At 64.4% G+C, this 23328-nt stretch carries 22 protein-coding genes; 12 read left to right on the forward strand and 10 right to left on the reverse strand.

Features of this window, described 5'->3' with window-relative positions; translation table 11 throughout:
* Nucleotides 1–10 precede the first annotated feature (10 nt).
* Genes KVY23_RS08865 through KVY23_RS08875 form a run of 3 tightly spaced genes read right to left on the reverse strand, consistent with a single transcriptional unit; the run spans nt 11 to nt 3622 of the window.
* On the reverse strand, nt 11–916 hold the full coding sequence (locus tag KVY23_RS08865) for a 5-dehydro-4-deoxyglucarate dehydratase (protein WP_230556119.1): 906 nt from the start codon (nt 914–916) through the stop codon (nt 11–13).
* A 5-nt stretch (nt 917–921) separates the two neighbouring features.
* A complete protein-coding gene (locus tag KVY23_RS08870; protein ID WP_230556120.1) occupies nt 922–2520 on the reverse strand; it encodes an aldehyde dehydrogenase (NADP(+)) in 1599 nt (532 codons plus the stop codon).
* Between the two features lie 16 nt (nt 2521–2536).
* Entirely contained in the window at nt 2537–3622 is a 1086-nt protein-coding gene (locus KVY23_RS08875) for an ABC transporter ATP-binding protein (protein ID WP_230556121.1), read from the reverse strand.
* 148 nt (nt 3623–3770) lie between these two features.
* Between KVY23_RS08875 and KVY23_RS08880 the strand changes: the two genes are divergently transcribed.
* Nucleotides 3771–4580, forward strand: coding sequence for an NAD(P)-dependent oxidoreductase (locus KVY23_RS08880; protein ID WP_230556122.1), 810 nt, complete (start codon nt 3771–3773; stop codon nt 4578–4580).
* An 80-nt stretch (nt 4581–4660) separates the two neighbouring features.
* Here the strand turns inward: KVY23_RS08880 and KVY23_RS08885 are convergent, their stop codons facing one another.
* Nucleotides 4661–5842: a hypothetical protein gene (locus tag KVY23_RS08885; protein ID WP_230556123.1), complete on the reverse strand. Its 1182-nt coding sequence runs from the start codon at nt 5840–5842 to the stop codon at nt 4661–4663.
* Between the two features lie 46 nt (nt 5843–5888).
* Between KVY23_RS08885 and KVY23_RS08890 the strand changes: the two genes are divergently transcribed.
* The 6 genes from KVY23_RS08890 (at nt 5889) to KVY23_RS08915 (ending at nt 12400) form a co-directional block, all read left to right on the forward strand.
* Nucleotides 5889–6920, forward strand: a complete 1032-nt coding sequence (locus tag KVY23_RS08890; RefSeq protein ID WP_230556124.1) for a S9 family peptidase — start codon at nt 5889–5891, stop codon at nt 6918–6920.
* Between the two features lie 274 nt (nt 6921–7194).
* Complete coding sequence (locus tag KVY23_RS08895; protein ID WP_206511033.1) at nt 7195–8142, forward strand: carbohydrate ABC transporter permease; 948 nt, start codon at nt 7195–7197, stop codon at nt 8140–8142.
* Nucleotides 8143–8146: 4 nt separating this feature from the next.
* Nucleotides 8147–9028 (forward strand): carbohydrate ABC transporter permease, encoded by an 882-nt coding sequence (locus KVY23_RS08900; protein ID WP_230556125.1) that lies wholly within the window; start codon nt 8147–8149, stop codon nt 9026–9028.
* Between the two features lie 26 nt (nt 9029–9054).
* On the forward strand, nt 9055–10377 hold the full coding sequence (locus tag KVY23_RS08905) for a sugar ABC transporter substrate-binding protein (RefSeq protein WP_230556126.1): 1323 nt from the start codon (nt 9055–9057) through the stop codon (nt 10375–10377).
* Nucleotides 10378–10390: 13 nt separating this feature from the next.
* Nucleotides 10391–11551, forward strand: coding sequence for an enolase C-terminal domain-like protein (locus tag KVY23_RS08910; RefSeq protein WP_230556127.1), 1161 nt, complete (start codon nt 10391–10393; stop codon nt 11549–11551).
* A gap of 33 nt (nt 11552–11584) precedes the next feature.
* Nucleotides 11585–12400 (forward strand): IclR family transcriptional regulator, encoded by an 816-nt coding sequence (locus KVY23_RS08915; protein WP_230556128.1) that lies wholly within the window; start codon nt 11585–11587, stop codon nt 12398–12400.
* Here the strand turns inward: KVY23_RS08915 and xylB are convergent.
* The gene (gene xylB / locus KVY23_RS08920; protein ID WP_206511037.1) at nt 12397–13788 is read right to left on the reverse strand and encodes a xylulokinase; all 1392 of its coding nucleotides are present in this window, start codon (nt 13786–13788) and stop codon (nt 12397–12399) included. The genes KVY23_RS08915 and xylB overlap by 4 nt on opposite strands.
* 121 nt (nt 13789–13909) lie before the next feature.
* On the opposite strand from xylB, the gene KVY23_RS08925 reads away from it, so the two are divergent.
* The 3 genes from KVY23_RS08925 (at nt 13910) to KVY23_RS08935 (ending at nt 16777) form a co-directional block, all read left to right on the forward strand.
* Nucleotides 13910–14560 (forward strand): TetR family transcriptional regulator, encoded by a 651-nt coding sequence (locus KVY23_RS08925; RefSeq protein ID WP_230556129.1) that lies wholly within the window; start codon nt 13910–13912, stop codon nt 14558–14560.
* 205 nt (nt 14561–14765) lie between these two features.
* Nucleotides 14766–15923: an acyl-CoA dehydrogenase gene (locus KVY23_RS08930; RefSeq protein WP_230556130.1), complete on the forward strand. Its 1158-nt coding sequence runs from the start codon at nt 14766–14768 to the stop codon at nt 15921–15923.
* A gap of 5 nt (nt 15924–15928) precedes the next feature.
* Entirely contained in the window at nt 15929–16777 is an 849-nt protein-coding gene (locus KVY23_RS08935) for a 3-hydroxybutyryl-CoA dehydrogenase (protein ID WP_269418162.1), read from the forward strand.
* An 89-nt stretch (nt 16778–16866) separates the two neighbouring features.
* Here KVY23_RS08935 and fabG read toward each other — a convergent pair whose 3' ends face one another.
* The 3 genes from fabG to KVY23_RS08950 form a co-directional block, all read right to left on the reverse strand.
* The gene (gene fabG, locus KVY23_RS08940; RefSeq protein ID WP_230556132.1) at nt 16867–17625 is read right to left on the reverse strand and encodes a 3-oxoacyl-ACP reductase FabG; all 759 of its coding nucleotides are present in this window, start codon (nt 17623–17625) and stop codon (nt 16867–16869) included.
* Between the two features lie 70 nt (nt 17626–17695).
* The gene (locus tag KVY23_RS08945; protein ID WP_230556133.1) at nt 17696–18433 is read right to left on the reverse strand and encodes a 1-acyl-sn-glycerol-3-phosphate acyltransferase; all 738 of its coding nucleotides are present in this window, start codon (nt 18431–18433) and stop codon (nt 17696–17698) included.
* 24 nt (nt 18434–18457) lie between these two features.
* Nucleotides 18458–19393: a lysophospholipid acyltransferase family protein gene (locus KVY23_RS08950; RefSeq protein ID WP_230556268.1), complete on the reverse strand. Its 936-nt coding sequence runs from the start codon at nt 19391–19393 to the stop codon at nt 18458–18460.
* Between the two features lie 154 nt (nt 19394–19547).
* Between KVY23_RS08950 and KVY23_RS08955 the strand changes: the two genes are divergently transcribed.
* The gene (locus KVY23_RS08955) at nt 19548–21014 is read left to right on the forward strand and encodes a GntP family permease (protein WP_230556134.1); all 1467 of its coding nucleotides are present in this window, start codon (nt 19548–19550) and stop codon (nt 21012–21014) included.
* Between the two features lie 83 nt (nt 21015–21097).
* On the opposite strand, the gene KVY23_RS08960 is transcribed toward KVY23_RS08955, so the two are convergent.
* On the reverse strand, nt 21098–21844 hold the full coding sequence (locus KVY23_RS08960; protein ID WP_230556135.1) for an ABC transporter permease: 747 nt from the start codon (nt 21842–21844) through the stop codon (nt 21098–21100).
* A gap of 11 nt (nt 21845–21855) precedes the next feature.
* Nucleotides 21856–22815: an ATP-binding cassette domain-containing protein gene (locus tag KVY23_RS08965; protein WP_230556136.1), complete on the reverse strand. Its 960-nt coding sequence runs from the start codon at nt 22813–22815 to the stop codon at nt 21856–21858.
* Between the two features lie 273 nt (nt 22816–23088).
* Here KVY23_RS08965 and KVY23_RS08970 point away from each other — a divergent pair, with 273 nt between their 5' ends.
* A complete protein-coding gene (locus tag KVY23_RS08970) occupies nt 23089–23319 on the forward strand; it encodes a heavy-metal-associated domain-containing protein (protein ID WP_230556137.1) in 231 nt (76 codons plus the stop codon).
* The last annotated feature ends 9 nt before the right edge of the window (nt 23320–23328 follow it).

A 23328-nucleotide genomic window follows, 5' to 3' on the forward strand; every position in this document is an offset into this window, starting at 1 on the left:
GCGGAGCCGCCTACTGTGCCAGCACTTTTCGACCCGCTGCGATGATCTGTTCCAGCTCGAACCTGTGCGCATCCGAGACATCGACGAGCGGCGCTCGGACCGAGCCGGCATCGATGCCGCCGAAGGTCACACCGGCCTTGACCAGCGCGACGGCATAGCCGGGAGTGGTGTCGCGCAACCGCACGAGCGGGTGGAAGAACTCACGGTTGAGAGCGTCGACGAGTTCGATCTGCCCTTCCTCGAGTGCCGAGTAGTAGGCAAGTGAAATGTCCGGCGCAAAGGCGAAAGCCGCCGAGGAGTACAGGGTGACACCGATACTTCGGAACGCCTGCTGGGACACCTCTGCCGTCGGCAACCCGTTGAAGAACTGGAACTCTTTGTCGCCGAGCGCATCGCGCAATCTGCGAACGATGCGAGAGGTCAGATCCAGATCACCGACGCCGTCCTTGAAGCCGACGACCTTGGGTAGCTTGGCGACGGCGAGTGCACTGCGCTCGGTGAACTGTCCGTTCGCTCGGTGGTAGACGATAACGGGAAGTTCGCTGGCATCGGAGACCTGGCGGACGTATTCGACGAGGCCCTCGGGGGGTGCTCCGACGAGATAGGGCGGAAGCAGCAGGATCCCCTCCGCGCCGACCTCGGCAGCGGTGGCCACGAGCTGGCGGGCGATGGGTAGCGCACCGCCGGCTCCCGCATATACGGGGACGCGTCCGGCCGCGACGTTCACCGTGGTCTCCACCACGATGCGGAACTCCTCGGGTGAGAGTGCATGGAACTCACCGGTTCCGCACGCGGCGAAGACTCCACCGGGGCCGGCTGCGACGCCTACCTCGATGTGGTCGGCGAGCGCTTGCACGTCGACGTTGCCGTCTGCGTCGAAGGGGGTGACGGGGAAGAAGAGAACTCCATCGAGCATGATCTTTACTCCTGTGTCAGGCTGCCGTCGACGCGGCGCCAGATGTTGTCGGGGTTGCCGTCGGCGATCGCAGACGGGAGTAGGTCGGCCGGTACGTCCTGGTAGCTGACGGGTCGGAGGAAGCGGTCGATGGCGAGGCTGCCCACCGACGTGGTTCGAGAATCACTGGTCGCGGGGAACGGGCCGCCGTGAACCATGGCGTGGCCGACCTCCACCCCGGTTGGCCAGCCATTGAACAGAATGCGGCCGACTTTGCGCTCGAGTGTCGTAACGAGCTTCCTCGCATCCGCATGATCGACCGGGGCGGCGTGCACCGTGGCAGTGAGCTGTCCCTCGAGACTGTTCACGGCGAGGTGGAGTTGGTCGAGGTCGGCGCACCGCACCACCAACGATGTCGCGCCGAACACCTCCGCATGGAGTGCGGGTTCGGCCAGGAAGTTCTCGGCGTCGGTGACGAGAAGTTCCGGTAATCCCTGATACGCCGAGGATCCGGGCCGACCGGCGGCGACGGAGTCGACATCGGCGTGTTCGCGCAGCGCGCGTTGACCCGAGGCGTAGGCCTCGGCGATACCGGGGGTGAGCATCGCGGCGCCGGTGGCGGCGCCCACCGCAGCCGCAGCCGAGTTCAAGAATTCCCCGAGTTCGGCGCCGACGACGGCGAACACCAGACCGGGGTTGGTGCAGAACTGGCCGGCACCCATCGTCAACGATTGAACGAAGCTCGTTCCCAGCGTGGCGGCGGACTCCCTGAGCGCACCCGGAAGCAGTACCACCGGGTTGATGCTGCTCATCTCGGCATACACCGGGATAGGCACCTCTCGCTCGGCAGCGGCGCGCGTCAAAGCCAGGCCGCCGCCGCGTGATCCGGTGAATCCGACGGCCGCGACGGCCGGGTCGGTGACGAGCTCGACGCCGATCGTCTGACCTTTGCCGAAGAGCATGGAGAACGTGCCCTCGGGGAGTCCGTGCTCTGCCACGGCTGTCGAGATCGCTCGTGCGACGAGTTCCGATGTACCGGGATGGGCGTCGTGCGCTTTGACGATGACGGGGCATCCGGCTGCCAGTGCGGACGCGGTGTCGCCTCCCGCAACAGAGAAGGCAAGAGGGAAGTTGCTGGCAGCGAAGACGACGACCGGTCCGAGCGGCACCATGCGCAGGCGAATATCACTGCGGGGCAATGGCTCGCGATCGGGTACCGCCGGATCGATCCGTGCGCCGTTCCAGCTCCCTTCACGCAGGACGGCGGCAAACAGGCGCAGCTGTCCCACGGTGCGTCCGCGCTCACCGAGCAATCGTGCACGGGGCAGACCGCTTTCGGCCGCTGCACGGTCGATCAGTTCGTCACCGAGGCCGATGATGTTCTCGGCGATCGAGTCGAGGAACTGCGCGCGCCCCTGCGAGGTGGTCTGCCGGTAGGTGTCGAATGCGTCGTTTGCGATTCTGGTTGCGTCTCGAACGTCCTGCGTTCTCGCGTGGTGAAACGTCGGCGCGAGGGTGGATCCGGTGTTTGGGTCGATCGCGACGATCGGTGCGCCTGCGCCGGTGCGGGGAATGCCGCCGACCAGGAAGTCTCCGGTGAGCGAGGTATGTGTTGCGGTGGTCATGAGTTGCCTTTCAGTGCTAGTCGACGAGCCGTTCACCGGTGACGGTCGAGAACAGGTGGGTGCGCTCGGCCGCGTAGGACAGGGTGATCACCTCGCCGCGACGAGGAGGGATGCGCCCGTCCGCACGTACGACGATGGGCTGCTTCTTGCCGTTGACATCGGCCTGGCCGTAGACGTAGGCGTCGGCACCGAGTTCCTCGATGACGTCGATGGTCACCTCGAGACCTCTGTGACTGCCGGTGGTGATCTCGAGGTCCTCGGGACGTACCCCGAGTGTCACTGTGCTCTCGCCGATGCCGGCGACCGATGCGCGCGGCACGGGCACGATATCGCCGCCGAAGCTGACGCCACCGTCGACGAGTGGTAGTTCGAGCAGGTTCATCGCAGGCGATCCGATGAAGCCGGCGACGAACACGTTGTCGGGATGCTCGTACATGCGGCGGGGTGTGTCACACTGCTGCAACACACCGTCTTTCAGCACCGCGACGCGGTCACCCATCGTCATCGCTTCGACCTGATCGTGGGTGACGTAGACGGTGGTCGTCCCCAGCCGGCGTTGCAGTGCGGAGATCTGCGCGCGGGTCTGCACTCGCAGTTTGGCGTCCAGGTTGGACAACGGTTCGTCCATGAGGAAGACCTGGGGTTTGCGTACTATCGCGCGGCCCATTGCGACGCGCTGCCGCTGCCCACCCGAGAGCGCCTTGGGTTTGCGGTCGAGGTAGTCGGTGAGGTCGAGGATCTTCGCCGCGTCCTGCACACGTCGTTTGATCTCGGACTTGTCCTCGCCGGCGATTCGAAGTCCGAAGCCCATGTTCTCCCCGACGGTCATGTGGGGGTAGAGGGCGTAGTTCTGGAAGACCATCGCGATGTCGCGGTCCTTCGGTTCGAACTCGGTGACGTCCTTGCCGCCGATCGTGATGGAGCCGCGGTCGACGTCTTCGAGCCCGGCGAGCATGCGCAGCGATGTGGATTTTCCGCATCCGGAGGGACCGACGAGTACGAGGAACTCGCCGTCCTCGATGGAGAGGTCGAGTTGGTCGACGGCTGCCTTGTCGCCGCCTGGGAAGAGTTTCGTGACGTTCTCGAAAGCAACTGTTGCCATGATGGGTGGGTGCTCCTTCACCGGCAGGAACGTGCCGGACGATCCGAGTGGAGTTCACATATGTGAATGTGAGTCAAGATGGTGACTTCGTTTCGAAGTATGTACTACCGTGATGCAGAGCACAAGCTTCCGAGAGAAACGAGAGACGATGACACGACTGCTGATCACCGGCGCCGCCGGAAACATGGGCGCGATGTTGCGCCCGCTGCTGCGTCGACCGGACCGCACACTGCGACTGTTCGATATCGCCGAGATCGCTGATATCGACTCCGCCACCGAGGAATTCGTGCAGGGATCGGTCACCGATCGGGCAGCGGTCGCGGCCGCAGTCGATGGCGTCGACGCGATCCTTCACCTGGGTGGACTCAGTACCGAGGACTCGTGGGCGAACATCCTCTCGATCAATGTCGACGGCACACAGGCGATCTTCGACGCTGCGGTGGCCCACGGTGTCACCCGCGTCGTCACCGCATCGAGCAACCATGCCGTCGGATTCTGGACTCACGACGAAGCCGCCGGCCAGCCGCTCCCGGGCGACGTATCGCCACGTCCCGACGGCTTCTACGGCTGGTCGAAGGCTGCGGTCGAAGCGCTGGGCAGGATGTACCACGACCGTTTCGGCATCGACGTGGTCAATCTGCGCATCGGGTCGAGCTTCGAGAAGCCGCCCAACTACCGAGGGCTCGCAAGCTGGATGTCGCCGGCCGACACTGCACGCCTCGTCGAAGCGTCGCTGTCCGACAACGCCAAGGGGTTTCACACGGTCTGGGGCATCTCGAAGAACACCAGAGCCTGGTGGTCCGGCGCCGAGGGCGCGGCGATCGGCTACCGCCCCATGGAAGATGCCGAACAGTTCGCGGAAGAATTTCTGGCCGAGCACGAATGGACGTTCGACGACCCGATCCTGCAGCGGGTAGGCGGGGCGTTCTGCGATCATCCGCTGGGCAAACGCATGTGAGATGCACCTTCGCCCCGTGCATGCAGGGCACGCACGGGGCGTCAGGAGCGCAAGAGGTCAGAGGGTCAGGGGGTCAGGGGTCAGCGGGAATACCCGGCGATGATCGACCCCAACGCATCGAGTTGCGGGGTGTTCACGAGCCCGAGGTGATAGAGGTGCAGCTCGTCGGCGCCCGCTCCGACGGCGGCGGCGACGTGATCGCCGATCTCGTCGAGCTTCTTGGGCGGCAGTACCGAAACGTAGGCACCCACCGCGACCCTGCCGCCGACTTTCGCACGTGTGCGCTCGATGACGGACACGGTTTCTGCGGTACTGGGCCACGCCGAGACGAGAACTGCGTCGACCTGGTCCACAGCACTGTCTGTGAGCGCCGGGGACGGGCCTGTCTTCCACGGGTCCGGGTGTCCGTGCAGGGTGACGCGGGCCGAGGGCGCCTCGAGCCGCACTGCCGTCAGGACCTCCCGACGCAGGTGGTCGGCATCGCGGTGGCGCGTGGCGAGCACCGCGTCGGCCTCCTCGGAACTGAGCACGTCCTCGATCGTCGACCCTGGGTCCACACTGCCCCCGGCCAACGCGTCGACACCGTCGCGCAGCTTGGATACGACATTCTCCGCGTCGACCCCACGTTCGGACCAGGCATCAAGCTGCCTGGGCGCACAGTCGATCGACATCAGAGTGTCGCCGATGCCCGGGTAGGCGCCGTCGGTCTTTTCGTGCGGGCCGACATGGGCGATCCCGAGTTGACCGCAGGCTTCGATGGACACACCGCGCACCTCGACGCCGCGGACGGCCTCGGCTGCGAGCGTGCGGGCGTAGGCGATGATGTCGGGATGGCCGGGCGCCAACGCATACGGGTAGCGATCTCCGAAACAGTTGACGACGGTGGCACCTGGATGCGCGTGTCCGAGGATCGTGCTGTGCGAGAGAACGATCCACGCATGAACATCGATTCCCGCCGCCACGAGCACACGAGCTGCGTCCCCGAAGGCGTCCTCGGACCCAGCCCAGGTCGCGGTTCGGGCAGTGATCGGGAGTCCGGTCCACGCCTCGTCGCGGAGGGGCCGATACAGCGCCGCGTGGTGAGCATCGACAACCTTGTGCCGTGGGTGCAGCGGCGTTGCAGCTCGGGTGGAGTGGTAGCTGGCGGCGAGCGCGATTTCGCGAACCCCCAGCTCACGCGCTCGCTCGACGAACTGCGGATCACCGAGCACGTCCCACGGATAGGCGTGCGCGACGATGCGCTGAACGGGATTCTCGGACATGGGCGCCCTCTCGGAGTAGATTCAACCGGCAGAATGGAGTTCACACATGGGAACACATGAGCTGTCGAACTGTCCACGGTCGACCCTTCGCGACCGTGCGAGCCGGCTCCTCGGCGTGCGCCCCGAGATCGGCATCCAACCCCCCAGTGTCACGCACGGACGTACGTGGAACCGCGGCGCAGTGGACGGCGTCGAGCTCTCCTGGGGGACTCCAAGAACGCAGGCCTGGCTGCTCCGCCCCGCCGGGCACACCGGACCCGATCTGCCCGCCGTCCTCCTGCTCCACGGGCACGACGGGGTGAAGTTCTACGGCAAGGAGAAGGTGGCCGACGGCCCGGACGGCATCGCATCAGGGACAGCCGCGTTGCGCAGACGTGGCTACGACGGCCGATCCGTCGCCGAGGGGCTGGTCGAGGCAGGCTTTGCCGTCCTGGTCCACGACGTGTTTCCGTGGGGTAGTCGCCGAGTCGACTGGCAGGATTTCCCTGCCCGGGCCCAGCGAGCAGGCCTTGCCTTCGAGAACGAGAGCGAGCGCTACGAAGCCGCCGCCCGCGAGCACGAGCACGGCCTGGCCAAGACTGCGATTCTTCGAAACATGCCGCTGGCAGGGACGATTCTGCGCGAGGATCTTCACGCCCTCGCCGTGCTGCGCGCCACCGCCGGCATCGACCCGAACCGCATCGCCATCTCGGGTTTCTCGGGCGGAGGCGCGCGCGTGGTGCATCTACTCACCTGTGCCGATGTCCAGGCCGCAGTGATCACCGCGATGATGAGTACGTTCGAAGACATCGCGGACGGTCACGCCGACGACACCACCTGGGCGATGATCACCCCAGGACTACCGGCCGTGGGCGACTGGCCGGACATCGCCGCTACTGCAGCTCCGATGCCGATGCTCGTTCAATTCGCCGAGTACGACTTGCATTTCGGTATCGACGGTATGCGCGAGGCCGAGCGCGCCCTCGAGCGCGCGTACACGGGTTCGGATTCGTTGAACACCGAGTGGTACGCCGATCGCCACAGGTTTTCGGCGGCAATGCAGTCAGCGGCGGCTCGCTGGCTCGTCGACAATGTTTGACAGCACACGCTTGACACCGCGTGTGACTGCGGTCATAGTAAAGCCAGAAATTCACATAGTAGGCATGCGTTCATATACGTGAACCCGCTTACGCGGACCGCGAAAGCAGGCGACCACGACACGAACCCAGCGCACGCAGCCTGGTTCGTGACGCAAGAGCAACCGACCTTTCCGCCACGCTGAATCTTCCTCCACCGCAGAGCTTTCACCCGCTCGAACCGCTAAGACCCAGACCCGCCGGCCACACCCGGCCCGAAGCCTCGGAGCGTCCCCCATGGTCACCACAACTCCGCCCAGATCGGGAGGCAAGCAGGCGCCCGACGCTGCGGCCTCCGGTCGCACCCGTCGCAGGCGCCGCAGATCCGCGCCCTACATTTTGATCGCGCCGGTCGTCATCCTGCTGGCCGTCTTCATCTTCTACCCGGTCGGCAGCGTCTTCTACTACAGCCTGCAGTACTACAACCCCACGACGCCGTGGGACAACGGCTTCGCCGGCCTGGACAACTTCCGACTCATGTTCGCCGACGACATGTTCTGGAACAGCCTGGTCGTCACTGCCAAGTGGGTCGGCGTCCAGGTCGTCTTCCAGCTAATCCTCGGCCTCGGCCTCGCATTGCTGGTCAACGAAGTGTTCCGCGGACGCGGCCTGGCCCGCGCCCTGGTGTTCTCCCCCTGGGCCGTCTCGGGCGTGCTCACCACCGGAATCTGGCTACTCATCTACAACCCGTCAACCGGATTGTTCAAACTTCTCGGCGAGATCGGCATCGGCGACGGAACTGCCGCCCCCATCGCCGATCCCGACACCGCCTTCTGGGCCACCAGCGTTGCCGAACTCTGGCGCGGTGTCCCCTTCTTCGCCATCCTCATCCTTGCCGAACTCCAGAGCGCCCCCAAGGACCTGTACGAGGCCGCGAACGTCGACGGCGCCAACCGCTGGCAGCGATTCCGGTTCGTCACCCTGCCGCATCTCAAGGCCGTGATCATCCTCTCGACCCTGCTGCGAGGTGTGTGGGAGTTCAACAACGTCGACCTGCTCTACACCCTCACTGCCGGTGGCCCCGCCGACGTCACAACGACACTGCCGCTGTATGTCTCACAACTCGCCACCACCGCCCAGGACTTCGGATACGGCTCGGCACTGACCACCGTGGCATTCGTGATCCTGCTGTTCTGCTCCATCCTCTACTTGCGCCTGAGCAAGTTCAACAGCGACAAGGCCTGAGAACATGACTACTACGACAGAACGTCCGCCGACGCCCATTGCGGCCCCGAAGGCCTCGGGCGAACCTCGTTTCCACCGGAAGAGACCCCGTGTCTTCAGCGTGGGTCTTCCACTCGCGCTCTATCTTCTGTTCACCCTCGTGCCCTTCTACTGGATGATCGTCTTCGCCTTCCGGCCCGCCGACTCGACTTCGATGCTTCCGTGGCCCATCACATTCGATCACTTCGACACCGTCTGGAACACGCTCGGTTTCAGCTTCTTCTTCAAGAACAGCCTGATCGTCGCCGCACTGTCGCTGGTGTTGACCACATTCGTCGCACTTGCCACCGGATACGCATTGGCACGCTTCAAGTTTCGAGCAAAGATCCCACTCGTGATGGCGCTGCTGTGCAGCCAGTTCGTTCCCGGTGCAATGCTGCTCATCCCGCTTTTTCAGGTCTTTCGAGAAATCGGACTGGTAGACAACCTGTTCGGTCTCATCGTCGCCGATACCGTCTTCCAACTACCACTTGCTGCCATGCTGATGGCCGGATTCATCTCGCAGATCCCCGTCGAGCTCGAAGAAGCCGCGAGGGTCGACGGATGCTCCCGTATGCGGGCCTTCCGCATCATCATGTTGCCCCTGCTGCGTCCCGGGCTGATCGCAGTCGGCTCGTTTGCCTTCATCGGCAGCTGGAACAACTTCCTGTTCGGACTCATGTTCATCAGCAGCCAGGACAAGTTCACTCTCCCAGTCGGATTGAGCTACACCATCGGCTCCTACAACGTCGACTTCGGTGTCCTCGCCGCCGGCGGGCTCATCGCCGCCGTCCCGGTCGTCGCAGTCTTCGCGATCATCCAGAAGTACCTTGTTCAAGGCCTCAGCGCCGGAGCGGTGAAGGGCTGATCATGAACCATGGAAAGAGCACACGCATGAATCGAAGAATGCTGTTGCGCACAACTCTCATCGGAGCAGTGACAACCCTCGTGTTGACCTCGTGCGGTTCCGAAACAGCATTGCCCGACGGCGCCCTCGGGGACCCGAACAGTGGCACTCTCACCTTCTGGGACAACAACGCCGGACCGGACCGGACCCCGCTGTACGAGGAGTTGATCTCGCGCTTCGAGACTGCCAATCCCGGTATCGACGTCCAATACGTCGGATTGCCCTCGGACAGCGCTCAGCAGAAGTATCAAACTGCACTCGCCGGCGGGTCGGCACCCGACCTCGGGATCGTGTCCACCGCGTACCTGGCCCCGCTCGTCGCGCAGGATGCCGTGATACCGCTCGAGGACTTCGTGGCAGCGTCGCCGCAGCGCGATGATTACGACCCCAAGATCCTCGAGTCCGCCATCGAATCCGGTGGGGGTGACCACCTGTACGGCCTGCCCTACACGAGCAACAACGCGACACTTTGGTATCGCGCCGACTGGTTCGACGAGGCGGGAATCGAACCACCCGAAACCTGGGACGAGTTCTACGACAACGCAGCAGAACTCACCGACCGATCCGAGGGCCGATACGGGTTCACCATCCGCGGCGGCGGTGGTTCGATCTACCCACTGCTGCAGCACATGTTCGCGACCACCGGCATCGACGAGTTCTTCGACGGCAGCGAATCCACCCTGAACCGACCCGAGATGGTCGCCGCGATCGAACGTTTCGCGGCACTGTACGACGTCGAAACTCCCACCGCAGACGTCAACAACGGGTTCCCGCAGATGGTCGCAAGCTTCGGCGGCGGTTCCGTTGCGATGATGCAGCACAACCTCGGTTCGCTGAGCAACCACCGCAAAGCCCTCGGCGATGCCGTCGGCGCCGTCGCACTTCCTGTTGCCGACAACGGCGTACGCACGGTGATGACAGACCCGTTTCCGTCGTACACGGTGTTCAAGAGCAGCCAGCATCAGGCTGCCGCATGGAAGTTTCTCGAGTTCATGACCTCGGCGGAGTCGCAGACCTACTGGAACGAGAACGTCGGACAGATCCCGGTCAGCGTATCCGCGCGGTCGGCGCCGTCCTTCGCCGCGATGCCCTCCGTCCAGGCGGCACAGGATGTTCTCGACGACCCGTCGTCCGTGTTGGTCACTCCCCCGGACTATCTGCCGGATTTCGGCAAGATCGTTCAGGTGCAGATGCTCGGCCAGTGGCAGAAGGTACTGATCGGCCAGCTCAGCGCCCAGGATTTCGCCGACGACTTCGCCGAGAAGCTCAACCGTTCCAAGGCCAAATACGATGCCCGTCAGGGCAAATAGGGGATCGCCGACTATGTCCAGCGTGATCGAGAACGTATCCGTACAGGTGTTCAAGACGGAGGCGCGCACCGCAGTCGACTCGTACGGGCACCGTCACCCCGGGCCTTCCGCGCAGTCGACCCAGGCTCTACTGGAGATCACCGACTCCGACGGGGTGCGCGGCTACGCACTCGGAAAGCCCAACTACCTGCGCCAGGACCAGGTCGAGAACTACTTCCGGACGACATTGATCGGACGGGACCCTCTGGCCCGAGAGGCCATCGACAGGGAGTTCGCGATCCGGCAACGGACGAGGGCCGTCGAACTGCCGGAGCACACGCTGAGCTACGTCGACCAAGCGTTGTGGGATCTGGCGGGCAACAAGTTCGACACACCCGTGTGGAAGCTGCTCGGCGGGGCGCGATCGCAGGTCAAGGCGTATGCCAGCACGATGTGCGGTGACAACATCGAGGGCGGTCTGTCCTCACCGGAGGACTACGCCGCGTTCGCCGTCGCGCTCAAAGCCAAGGGCTACCAGGGCATCAAGCTGCACACCTGGATGCCGCCACTACCCGGAGCGCCGAATCTTCGACGCGATATCGACGCCTGCGCGGCGGTCCGCGATGCCGTCGGGCCGGGTTTCTCGCTGATGCTCGACGGCTACCACTGGTACTCGCGGACCGAGGCGCTGACGTTGGGGCGCGAACTCGACCGGCTGCGGTTCGACTGGTTCGAGGAGCCGATGGACGAGTTCTCGCTGCGGTCCTACAAATGGCTCGCCGATCAGATCGATACGCCGGTGATCGGACCGGAAACCACGCCCGGCCGTCACCGGTCGAGGTCCGAGTGGATCGTGAACGAGGCCTGCGACATCCTGCGCGTCGGGGCGATGAACGGCGGGGGGATCACCCCGGCGCTCAAGACGGTGCACATGGCCGACGGATTCGGTCTCGAATGCGAGATACACGGCAACGGCGCCCCCAACCTGGCGCTGGTCGGCGGTGCGCCGAACATCCAATGGTACGAGCGTGGACTGTTGCACCCACACACCGATTACGACTGGGTGCCCCCGCACCTCGAGGCCATCGTCGATCCGATCGACAGCAACGGCATGGTCGTCATGCCCGAACGTCCGGGCCTGGGGGAAGCGATCTCGCATGAGTACATCGAAGCCAATCTCGTCGAGAAGTACTGACGCGTGAAGGCAGTGGGTGGTAGGAAGTTCGACATGAGGGACAATGTCGTCATGGTGAACGATGTCATTCCCGGCGCCGTACCGGAATCCCAACCGGTGAAGTCGGCCGAGCGCACCATTCACATCCTCGAGACTCTCGCAGCCTCGCCGACACGAATGAGCCTCGGCGAGCTGCAGGAGGCGTGCAAGTACCCGCGATCGAGCTTGCACGCGCTTCTGCGCACCCTCAAGGATCTGAGGTGGATCGAGGCGGACGAGTCCGGTTCGAAGTACGGCATCGGCACGCACGCCCTGCTGGCGGGCACCTCGTACCTCGACAAGGACTCCGTCGTCGAACGCGCGGACGAAGTCCTGGAATCACTTCGGTCCGATGTTCGGCACACCGTCCACTTCGCGCGACGCGACGAAAGCAGCGTCATCTACCTCGCGAGCCGCGGCTCCACCCTGGCAACTCGGCGGACACACCGAGTCGGCCGCAAACTGCCGAGCCACGTCACCGCGCTGGGACAGGCGTTGCTCGCGGAACTGACCACCGACGAGGTGGTGCAGCTTCTCCCCGCCCAGCTCGAGCGGTACACACCCAACAGCATCGTCGACCGCGATGCCCTGATCGCCGAGCTGGCCGAGGTACGCAAACGCGGGTGGTCGCTCGAACAGGAGCAGGGCACCGTCGGTGTCGTGTGCATCGCCACGGTGGTGCCCTACCGAATTCCCGCCACCGACGCGCTGAGCGTGTCCATGCCGGCCGAGGTGACCTCGTACCCCGGCGAAATCGAGCGCATCGCCGGGGTGCTTACTCGGCACGCCGAATCCTGGGCGCGCGAGCTCCGCGCCGAGGGAGTGCGTTAGAGGCCCTCCGTCAGATCCCGCACCTCGGCGTAGCGCTCGCGGATGGCCGGGGTGGGGTCGGCCTCGTAGGTGCGAGCGGGCGCCGACGCCCACTGCGGTGGTTCCGCCGACTGAGCCAGTGCCCACGCAGCCTGACGGGCAGCGCCGTCGGCGACGTACTCGCCGGGTTCGGGAACGACGACGGGTGTGCCGAGTATCGCCGGTGCGAGCTCGCGCAGCGCCGCCGACTTCGCGCCGCCGCCGATCAGCAACACCCGACGCGTCTCGATCCCCTGCCGCCGAAGCGCGTCGATGCCGTCGGCCAGACCGCACAGCAAACCCTCCACGGCTGCACGCGCCAGATGGCCGGGCGTCGAATTGCCAAGCCGTAGACCATGAATCGCACCGGAGGCATCGGGCCGATTGGGCGTACGCTCGCCCTCGAGATACGGAACCAGCACCAATCCGTCGCTCGTCGTCGACAGCGCCAACCGCGACAACTCGTCGTGGTCGACGCCCAACATCGACGCCGTCGCGTCGAGCACCCGGGCGGCGTTGAGGGTGCAGACCAGCGGTAGTTGCCGCCCCGTCGCGTCGGCGAAACCGGCGATGATCCCCGACGCGTCCGTCGCCGCGACGTCGGTGACCGCGGAGACCACACCCGAGGTACCCACGGATACGACGACATCACCTACCTGCGCGGCAAGCCCGAGCGCCGCGGCCGCGTTGTCGCCCGTACCCGGTCCGATGATTGCTCCCGACGCCGTCTGGCCGATTCGCTCGGACGGTCCGGCCACTCTGGGCAAGCGCGGCCGACGCCCACGCAGAGCCAGCTCGAGCAGATCCTCGCGATAACTGTTCGTCGCCGCGGAGAAATAGCCGGTGCCGCTGGCGTCACCACGGTCCGTTGCCAGTGTGTCCAGGTTCGCGGCACCGCCGAGGTGCCAACTCAACCAGTCGTGTGGGAGACAGACCGCTGCGGTGCGGTCCGCGTTGCCGGGTTCGTTGTCGGCGAGCCACCTCAACTTGCTCACGGTGATGGCGGCCAACGGGACGACGCCGACGGCGTCCGCCCAGGCCTGCCCACCGCCCTGTTCGGCGACGAGATCTTCCGCGGACTTCGCCGACCGGGTGTCGTTCCACAGCAACGCCGGCCGAACCACGTCCCCCGATTCGTCCAGGCACACCATCCCGTGCTGTTGCGCCCCGACGGCTACCGCGTCCACGTCATCGAGACCGCCGGCGTCGGCGATAGCGGTGTCGAGCGCAGATCTCCACGCGGCCGGATCCACCTCGGTCCCGTCGGGGTGCGAGGCTCGGCCACTGCGGACCAGTGCACCCGAATCGGCATCTCGGACAAACACTTTGCACGATTGCGTGGAGGAGTCGATTCCTGCGACGAGAGCCAAAGACTTGCATCCCTTCCGGTGGATAAGTTGTCCGCTCGACCCTACCGTTTCTAGGCCCTCGAGCCGGGCGTACTCAGCGGTAGCAACCGACCAACCGCAAACTGGACTACGTTCGTGCACTATGCGCGACTCCGAGGATTCCGATGCGTTTCGCTTGTCCGTGGCGAAGGCTGCTCTCGACCTCTTCGCCGCCAACGGATACGAGGCCACCTCCGTGGACGACATCGCCGAGGCCTCCGGGATCTCCCGCCGAACGTTCTTTCGCCAGTTTCGCGGCAAGGACGATGTCATCTTCGCCGACCACGAAATTCTGCTCGCGCGCGCCGCGGAGTTCCTCGAACAGACCCACCCCGACCCGTGGGTGGCAGTCTGCGATGCAGCTCAACTGGTGTTCGATCGCTTCTCGGGCTGGCGCGAGCACGCCGAGCTCCGATACAAGGTGGTGCACGAGAATCCGGCGCTACGCGACCGCGAAATCGTCACGGTGTTCCGGTACGACCGCCTGTTCGTCAACTATCTTCGCCGAGCGATGCCGACGCACTCACACCTGCACATTCTGCAGTTCACCGCGTCGGTGACGGCGACGCACAACTACATTCTGCGGCGCATGATCCGCGACGGGGTCCCCACCAGCCGCGAAGACCTCCAGAGCGCCCTGCAGAAACTGCGCGCCGACTTCCACATCGGCACCGACCAGGTCGTCGTCGCCGTCTTCCCCCGCGGAACCTCGCTTGCGACCGTCGCCGACGCGCTGTCCGAGCACCTGGACTGACGGTTCCCGGCCGCCCCTTCCCGCATGAATGGCACATTGCAAACGTCTAACCGTTGCGGTGGTCCATTCATGCCGAAGGCGACGGCCACCCGGTGGCACTCAGTGCCACCGGACCCTTGTCATCGCACTACCACCCGAGTATCATCGACCCAGGCGTGGCACCGAGTGCCGCGCGCCGACACCGAGCCCCTAGGAGAGTGGCATCATGGCCGGAAATCCTGACTTCGACCTCTTTCAGCTACCCGACGAGCACAACGAGCTGCGTTCGGCCATCCGCGCGCTCTCGGAGAAAGAGATCGCGCCGTACGCCAAGGACGTGGACGAGAACTCGCGCTTCCCGGAGGAGGCGCTGACGGCTCTGAACAACTCCGGCTTCAACGCCATCCACGTGCCCGAGGAGTACGACGGTCAGGGCGCAGACTCGGTCGCCACGTGCATCGTCATCGAAGAGGTTGCCCGCGTGTGCGGCTCGTCCTCGCTGATCCCCGCCGTCAACAAGCTCGGCACGATGGGCCTGATCCTCGCGGGGTCCGACGAGCTCAAGAAGCAGGTCCTTCCCTCCCTCGCCGGTGGCGCCATGGCGTCGTACGCACTTTCCGAACGTGAGGCCGGATCCGACGCCGCGAGCATGCGCACCCGCGCCGCGGCCGACGGTGACGACTGGGTTCTCAACGGCTCGAAGTGCTGGATCACCAACGGCGGCAAGTCCGATTGGTACACCGTCATGGCAGTCACCGATCCGGACAAGGGCGCCAACGGAATCTCCTCGTTCATCGTGCACAAGGACGACGAGGGATTCATCGTCGGCCCGAAGGAGAAGAAGCTCGGCATCAAGGGCTCCCCGACGGCCGAGCTGTACTTCGAGAACTGCAAGATCCCCGGTGACCGCATCATCGGCGCGCCCGGCACGGGCTTCAAGACGGCTCTACAGACCCTCGATCACACTCGTCCCACCATCGGCGCCCAGGCAGTGGGCTTGGCCCAGGGTGCACTCGACGCCGCGATCGAATACACCAAGGACCGCAAGCAGTTCGGTCAGTCGATCAGCAGCTTCCAGGGAGTACAGTTCATGCTCGCCGATATGGCCATGAAGGTCGAGGCAGCGCGCCTGATGGTCTACCACTCCGCAGCACGCGCCGAGCGCGGCGAGAAGAACCTCGGCTTCATCTCCGCAGCATCGAAGTGCTTCGCATCCGATGTCGCCATGGAGGTCACCACCGACGCCGTGCAGCTCTTCGGCGGCGCCGGCTACACCACCGATTTCCCGGTGGAGCGAATGATGCGCGACGCCAAGATCACGCAGATCTACGAGGGCACCAACCAGATTCAGCGTGTCGTCATGTCCCGGGCGCTGCTCAAATGAGCGACATCAACCTCGTAGGCGTCATCGGTGGCGGCACCATGGGAGCCGGGATCGCCGAGATGTGCGCTCGCTCCGGTAGTTCCGTGCTGATTCTCGAAACCAGCCAGGCCACGGCCGACGCTGCCGAGGCACGGCTGGACAAGTCCTTCGCTCGAGCCGTCAAGTCCGGTCGAATCGAGGCGGATGCTGCCGAAAAGGCACGCGCAGCAATCACATTGACGCTCGACATGAACGATTTCGCCGATCGCGATCTCGTCGTCGAAGCAGCTCCCGAGATCGAGTCGCTCAAGCTCGACCTGTTCGGCAAGCTCGATTCCATCGTCAAGCCCGAGGGAATTCTGGCGACCAACACGTCGTCGATTCCGGTCATCAAGATGGCCAACGCCACGAAGCGTCCCGACAAGGTAGTCGGGGTTCACTTCTTCAACCCGGTTCCGGTGCTTCCGCTGGTGGAAATCGTCGTCAGCCTCGTGACCAGCGAGGAAACCGTCGCCTCAGTCACCGACTACGCGTCGAACACACTGGGCAAGAAGACGATTCGGTCCGGAGATCGCGCCGGTTTCATCGTCAACGCACTGCTGATCCCGTACATGGTGTCGGCAATCCGGATGCTCGAATCCGGCTTCGCCAGTGCGGAGGACATCGACGACGGCATGGTCAACGGGTGCGCACACCCGATGGGCCCGTTGCGTCTGACCGATACGGTCGGACTCGACGTCACCCTGGCCGTCGCCGAATCCCTGTACGCCGAGTTCCGGGAGCCGCACTACGCGCCGCCCCCTCTGCTCCAGCGCATGGTCGACGCCGGGATGCTCGGGCGCAAGTCCGGCAAGGGGTTCTACTCGTACTCGTAAACCCTCCCCCTGTTCGGCATGAATGGGCCATTGCAACGCCTAGACAGTTGCAATGGCCCATTCATGCGTCGTGGGGGGGTAGCGTGCGATCAGTCCTTCGGGCCACCTGCGGCGTAGACGACCTGGCCGGAGATGAAGCCCGCGCCCTCGCTGACGAAGAACGATGCGAGGTGCGCGATATCGTCAGGATGTCCGACACGGTTGACCGGAATCTGTGCGGCGGCAGCGGCTTTGAAGTCCTCGAATGGAACTCCCACGCGTTCGGCCGTGGCCGCGGTCATCTCGGTCTCGATGAATCCGGGTGCAATGGCGTTGGCGGTGACGCCGAATTTGCCGAGCTCGATCGCCAGGGTCTTGGTGAAGCCCTGCATACCGGCCTTGGCGGCGGAGTAGTTGGCCTGGCCGCGATTGCCGAGTGCCGAGGTACTCGACAGGTTGACGATGCGTCCCCACTTCGCGTCGATCATGTGCTTCTGGATCGCGCGGGTCATGAGGAACGATCCGCGCAGGTGAACACCCAACACGGAGTCCCAGTCGCCGACGGTCATCTTGAACAGCAGGTTGTCACGAGTGATTCCCGCGTTGTTGACGAGAACGGTCGGGGCGCCGAACTCGGAAGCGATGCGGTCCACCGCGGTCTTGACCGAATCCTCGTCGGCGACGTCGGCGCCGATGGCGATGGCCTGACCGCCTGCGGACTTGATGGCCTGGACCGTGTCTGCGCAGGCCGCTTCGTCCAGATCGACGACGGCGACGCCGAAACCGTCCTGCGCGAGACGTCGGGCGACTGCGGCGCCGATGCCACGTGCGCTTCCGGTCACTACGGCGGTTCTGATTGCATCACTCATGGGCTGCTCCTGGTAGTTGCGATCGATGAGAACGTCCGAGAATTGTTTCTACCAATACCTGCGGCACGGTTCAGTAGGCGGCCACCGCGCCGTCCAGCGCCTTCTGCATTCCGTCGGTGACGACGCGGGTGATGGCGATCGGCTTGGCCGGAAGCTCGGTGATCGGGTTGTCGATGTAAACGCTGGCCGACTTGAGCCTTTCACTGCCGGGTCCGTAGCTCAGACCCACGCACACCAGCACCGGTTCGACGCCGCGTTCTCGAGCGCGTGCCACGATGTGGCCGAGTCCGCTGCCGACGTGCTGAACCTTGGTCGGGTCCTCGAGGTTGCACGTGCCCTCCGGGAAGACAGCGAGATCGTCGCCCCGCTGGAGGCGTTGGGCACTGACATCCATCATCGCCTTGCCTGCAGCGTTCACTGCGCGCATTCCATGGTTCTTTCCGCGGAAGACCGGGATGCCGCCCATCATGTCGATTCGCCTGCGCTGCTTGGGTTCTTGGAAGAGTTCATCCTTCGCCAACACCCGGGTCCTGCCGATTACAGCGCGCAGCGGACTCGCCCACGCTGTCGCTGCAACCGTGTACGGATCGGTCTCGCTCAGGTGATTGACCGCGATGATGATCCTGGTGTCGTCGTAGATGAGCCGGCGCAGATCTTCTCGTGCACCGTCGGGATAACTCACCCGCGGTTTGAAGCGCTGGGCAAGTGCTGCGTAGGCGACCCGCGCCACCTGACGGTTCTGCTGATGGCGCAGGTAGAAGTCGTAGACGGCTTCCTCGTTCTCCAGTACTACCGCAGGTCGATCCATGAGGTGAGCTTAGCGCTACCGCTACTACCCGAAGAGCGGGAACTTGCGCTTGGCTGCGAGAGCATCCATGCCGTCCTGGATCCGCTCACGCACCTCGTTGTATTTCGCCTCGACGTACTCCTCGTTTTCGCACAGTTCGGTGTCGTGCTCGACGCTGACCGGCGACATGAAGCGGGTACGGATCTTGGCGGGTAGCGGGATTTGCGGCAGTGCAGCCGGCGCGATGATCCAGGGCAGCGACAGTGCGATCGGGAAGACCTTCAAGCGGGCGAATCGGTCCAGCTTCAGCGTGCGCGCGAGCTTGTCGCCCCGAATGAGAACGGGCATGGCGTCGGCCCCACCGACGGTCGCGACGGGCACGATCGGCACCCCCATGCGGATGGCGAGACGGATGAATCCGGTGCGCCCACCGAGAGTAGCGACGTCGCGTTCGCTCCACGGCCGCAGCGAGTCCACCTCTCCGCCCGGCCAGACGATGACATCGCGTCCCTCGGCCAGGGCTGTCGCCATCGAGTCAGGCGCTGCAGGCAGCACACCCATGGATCGGAACACCCGTCCGATCACCGGAAACGCCATCAAAGCGTCGTGCGCCGTTCCGTGCAGGGTCCGTTTCTCACCGAATCGGCGCCACCATTGCGCACCGACAGTCCATGCGTCCCATACGAACGGCGCACCCGAGTGCACTCCGACGACCAGGACAGGCGGCTCGGGGATGTTCTCCCACCCGTCGATCTCCATCCGGAACCACTTGTCGGTAATGAACCGCCAGAACCTCACCTGACGGTCCATCGCCTCGGTGTTCTGATCCTCGAGACTCCAGTCGCCTGCGTGCTCGGCGACGTATCCCCCCAGTCCCCCACGTTGCTGCTCGCGCCGGTGTTTCATCTTCATCCTGGCCGCCGCGGCATGTCGTTGGGCCTGTTCACGCACACCGCCTGCCCGGTGACCTGCATCACTCATGACAGGCACGTACCCCTCCCTGGCCTCGATAAACCCGTACGGATGTACCGGCTTTTCTGGTCTGGCGCATAGTTCCACATTTGGATTTCAAACCCCCCGCGACACTGTGAATGTTCGATAGGGTCGAATTTCGAGCCGAACGAACGAGGTAGTCATGGATCCGATCGAACCGGCATACGGTACGACCACTTTGCTGTTGATAGCTGCCGCCGCTGTGGCGGTCCTACTTTTCCTGATCATGAAGGTCAAGCTGCACGCCTTCGTCTCCCTCGTCCTGGTCAGCGCAGTCACCGCTGTCGTGGCCGGGATTCCCCTCGCCGACGTTCCGGACGCCTTGATGTCAGGCTTCAGCTCCACCCTCGGTTCGGTCGCGCTACTGGTCGCCCTCGGCGTCATGATAGGGCGACTACTCGAAATAACTGGTGGCGCACAAGTTTTGGCGGACACGCTGATCAACCGCTTCGGCGCGAAACGAGCGCCACTGGCACTCGGTGTCGCAGCCCTCATCTTCGGCTTCCCGATCTTCTTCGACGCCGGACTCGTGGTCTTTCTACCGATCATCTACACCGTCGCCCGACGCTTCGGCGGTTCGGTGCTGCTGTACGCGCTGCCGACAGCAGGCGCCTTCGCTGCCATGCATGCCATCGTTCCGCCGCATCCCGGTCCCGTTGCAGCGACGGAACTGCTCGGCGGCGACATCGGCACTGCGCTCGTCGTCGGTGTTCCGGTCGCGGTGGTGGCGTGGTTCGTCGGCTCCTACCTCGTCGGCACCGCGTTGGGACGACGCGTCCAGGTCACTACGGTCGATCTGTTCGCCGGCCCCATGACAGGTGGTAGCGGCAACAGCGACAGTGACCGCGACAGTGACGGCGACACTGACGGCGACACTGACAGTGACGGAAGCAAGGACCCGAACGCACCGGTGCGATTCGAGCCGTCGCCGAAATTCGGTACCGTCCTGCTCATTCTCCTGACGCCGCTTGTACTCATCTCGTTGAATACCGGCGTCAACACCCTGGCAGCGGCCGGCGTGGTGGACGGCGATTCGACATGGGCGGCCGCGCTCACACTCATCGGTCAGACTCCGATCGCCCTGCTCATCACCGTCCTGCTTGCTCTGTTCCTGCTGGCACCGGGCCGCTTCCCCGTGGCCGATGCCGCGAAGTACATGGATCAGGCCCTCGGACCGGTCTGCGCGATCATTCTCATCACCGGTGCCGGCGGCATGTTCGGTGGCGTACTGCGAGCCAGCGGTATCGGCCAGTCGCTCACGTCCTCGCTCTCGGATCTGGGACTGCCGATCATGCTGCAGGCCTTCTTGATCGCTACCGCGCTGCGCGTGGCCCAGGGTTCGGCGACCGTCGCATTGACCACGACCGCGGGTCTCATCGCTGTCCAGGTGGGCGAGCAGGATCTCAGCAACTTCAAGATCGCCTTGCTGGTATTCGCCCTCGCCGCCGGCGCCACCGTGCTCTCCCACGTCAACGATTCCGGCTTCTGGCTCGTCAGCCGGTTCTTCGGCATGGACGAGAAGACGACGCTCAAAACGTGGACGGTCATGGAGACGACGCTCGGACTGGCGGTGTTCGCTCTGGCGTCGTTGCTGTGGGTGGTGTTCTAGCGACTGTTCACACACCCAGCATTCGTTCACAACGCCACCGTCGGATGTAAACACATGGTGGCGTTGTGAACGTAGCGAATCAATCAGCGCCTCATCGCACGAACCCCGACGCCCAGGCCCACCGCGGCAACCGTCACCGCCGCGACGCCGCCATGAAGTACCGTCGAACTCGCGAAGTCGCCTGCGAACAGCGCCCGTTCGGCGTCGACGACGTAGCCCAGCGGGTTGATGTCGACGAGAAACTGCATCCATCCGGGGGCGTTGTCGAGGGGCAGCATGGTGCCGGACAGGATCAGCAGCGGAAACATCAGGGTCTGCTGTATTGCCCAGAAAACCCAGTCCTGCGCCTGCACCGCGAGTGCAAGAGCGTAGGACAGCGCGCCGAGCCCGATGCCGAACACGCCCAGTATCAGGATGCCGATCGCCGCGCCGATCGGGTTGACCGACAGACCGAGCGGCAGCGCGACGAGAATGATCAGAACCGCCTGTGCAGCAAGAGGAACCAGCTCCTTGACGGCCCGGCCGATCAGCAGTGACGACCTCGGCAGCGGCGTGACGAGCATTCTCTCGTGCGATCCGTCGTGCAGCTCCGTCAGTAGATTCGAACCCGTCATCGAGGTGCCGAAGATTGCGATCATCGCCAGCACCCCAGGGACGAACCAGTCCCAGACGTTTCCGTCACCGAGGCCGGGCACGTCGGTAAGCAGCGGCCCGAAGAGGGCCAGCAGTATCAATGGTTGGGTCAGACTGAATACGACGGTGAAGGGATCGCGCACTGTGGGGCGCAGTTCCCGGGTCATCACGATGGCACTTCCACTCAATACGTTCATGTTCTTCACCCCTACGCTGCTGCGGTTTCGCGGAGACTGCGGCCGGTGAGGCCGAGGAAGACATCGTCGAGGGTCGGCCGCGACATGTCGGCGGCCTCGATACCGATCCCGTGGCGTTCGCTCAGCCGGATCAATGCCGGCAATGCCTTCTCGGCGCGAACCACGCGAATATTGAGCCGACTCCCCGACACCGTCACATCCCGCACGAGGTCGAGACGTCCCACGATCGACGCGAGGGACTCCGCGGCGTCTCTGCTCTCGGCGGTGAGTGTGACGAGATCTCCAGCGAGCTCGGCTTTGAGGGCATCGGCGGTGTCGTCGGCGATGACCGATCCCTTGTCGATGACGATGACCCGCTCGGCCATCGAGTCGGCCTCGTCCAGGTAGTGCGTCGTCAGCACGATGGTGGTGCCCATCTCCCGGCGAAGTCGAAGGATGTGCTCCCACAGGTTTGCTCGGCTTTGCGGGTCCATGCCGGTCGACGGCTCGTCGAGGAACAACAGGGGCGGTCGGTGCACCAGTCCGATAGCGATGTCCAGCCGACGACGCTGCCCTCCCGACAACGTCGATACTGTCCTTCTGCCCAGGTCGGACAATTCCAGCGCAGCCAACAATTCGTCCGCTCGCGTGCCGGACTGTTGCTTCGAGAGCCCGTAGCACAGACCCTGCGTGATCAACTCGTCACGGACTCGCTGATTGTGCCCACCACCGTTGCCTTGTCCGACGTATCCCAGATTGCGCCGCACGGCGTCGCGCTCGGTGGTGATGTCGTGGCCTGCGACCGTCGCCGACCCCGACGTCGGTGCCAGCAGTGTCGTGAGCATGCGAAGCGTCGTCGACTTCCCCGCGCCGTTCGGCCCCAGCAGGGCAACCAATTCGCCCTCCTTCACGTGCAGATCGATACCGCGAACAGCCTCCACCGTCGCTTTTCCTCTGCTGAATGTCTTGGTCAACCCTGTCGTGTGGATCATCGTGCCCTCGCCCCTCGTGCGTCGTGTTCTCCGGTACGACGGTGACGCTATGGACAATCGAGGTCAGGTTGGGTCCGCAATTGTCGACTCGATTCCAGCGCCGACGGCGACGAATCGGCCTCCTCGCTCTCCTGAGAATCCGTCGCGTGCGCTCGACGATTTCTCCTCCAAGGCCCTCAGAAAGTTCCCCTTCCCAAATATACCGGGAGGGGGTATGGTCCGACATGCGACGTTGATACCCCTAGGGGGTATGATACCGATGAAGGAGCAAGCATGACGAACACGAACTACCGAGTCAGCGGCATGACCTGCGGTCACTGCGAGGCATCGGTCCGCGAAGAAGTCAGTGCAGTGATTGGAGTGGAGTCAGCGACCGTATCGGCGTCGGCGGGAACGCTGACGGTGATAGGTGTCGCCGATCTGGATCAGGCGGAGGTCATCGCCGCCGTTCGTGAAGCCGGATACTCCGCCGAACCGGCCCCCGCAGATCCGCGCATCCCATAGCCATCGAAC

It is taken from the genome of Rhodococcus sp. I2R (assembly GCF_020889545.1).
Lineage (GTDB): Bacteria > Actinomycetota > Actinomycetes > Mycobacteriales > Mycobacteriaceae > Rhodococcoides.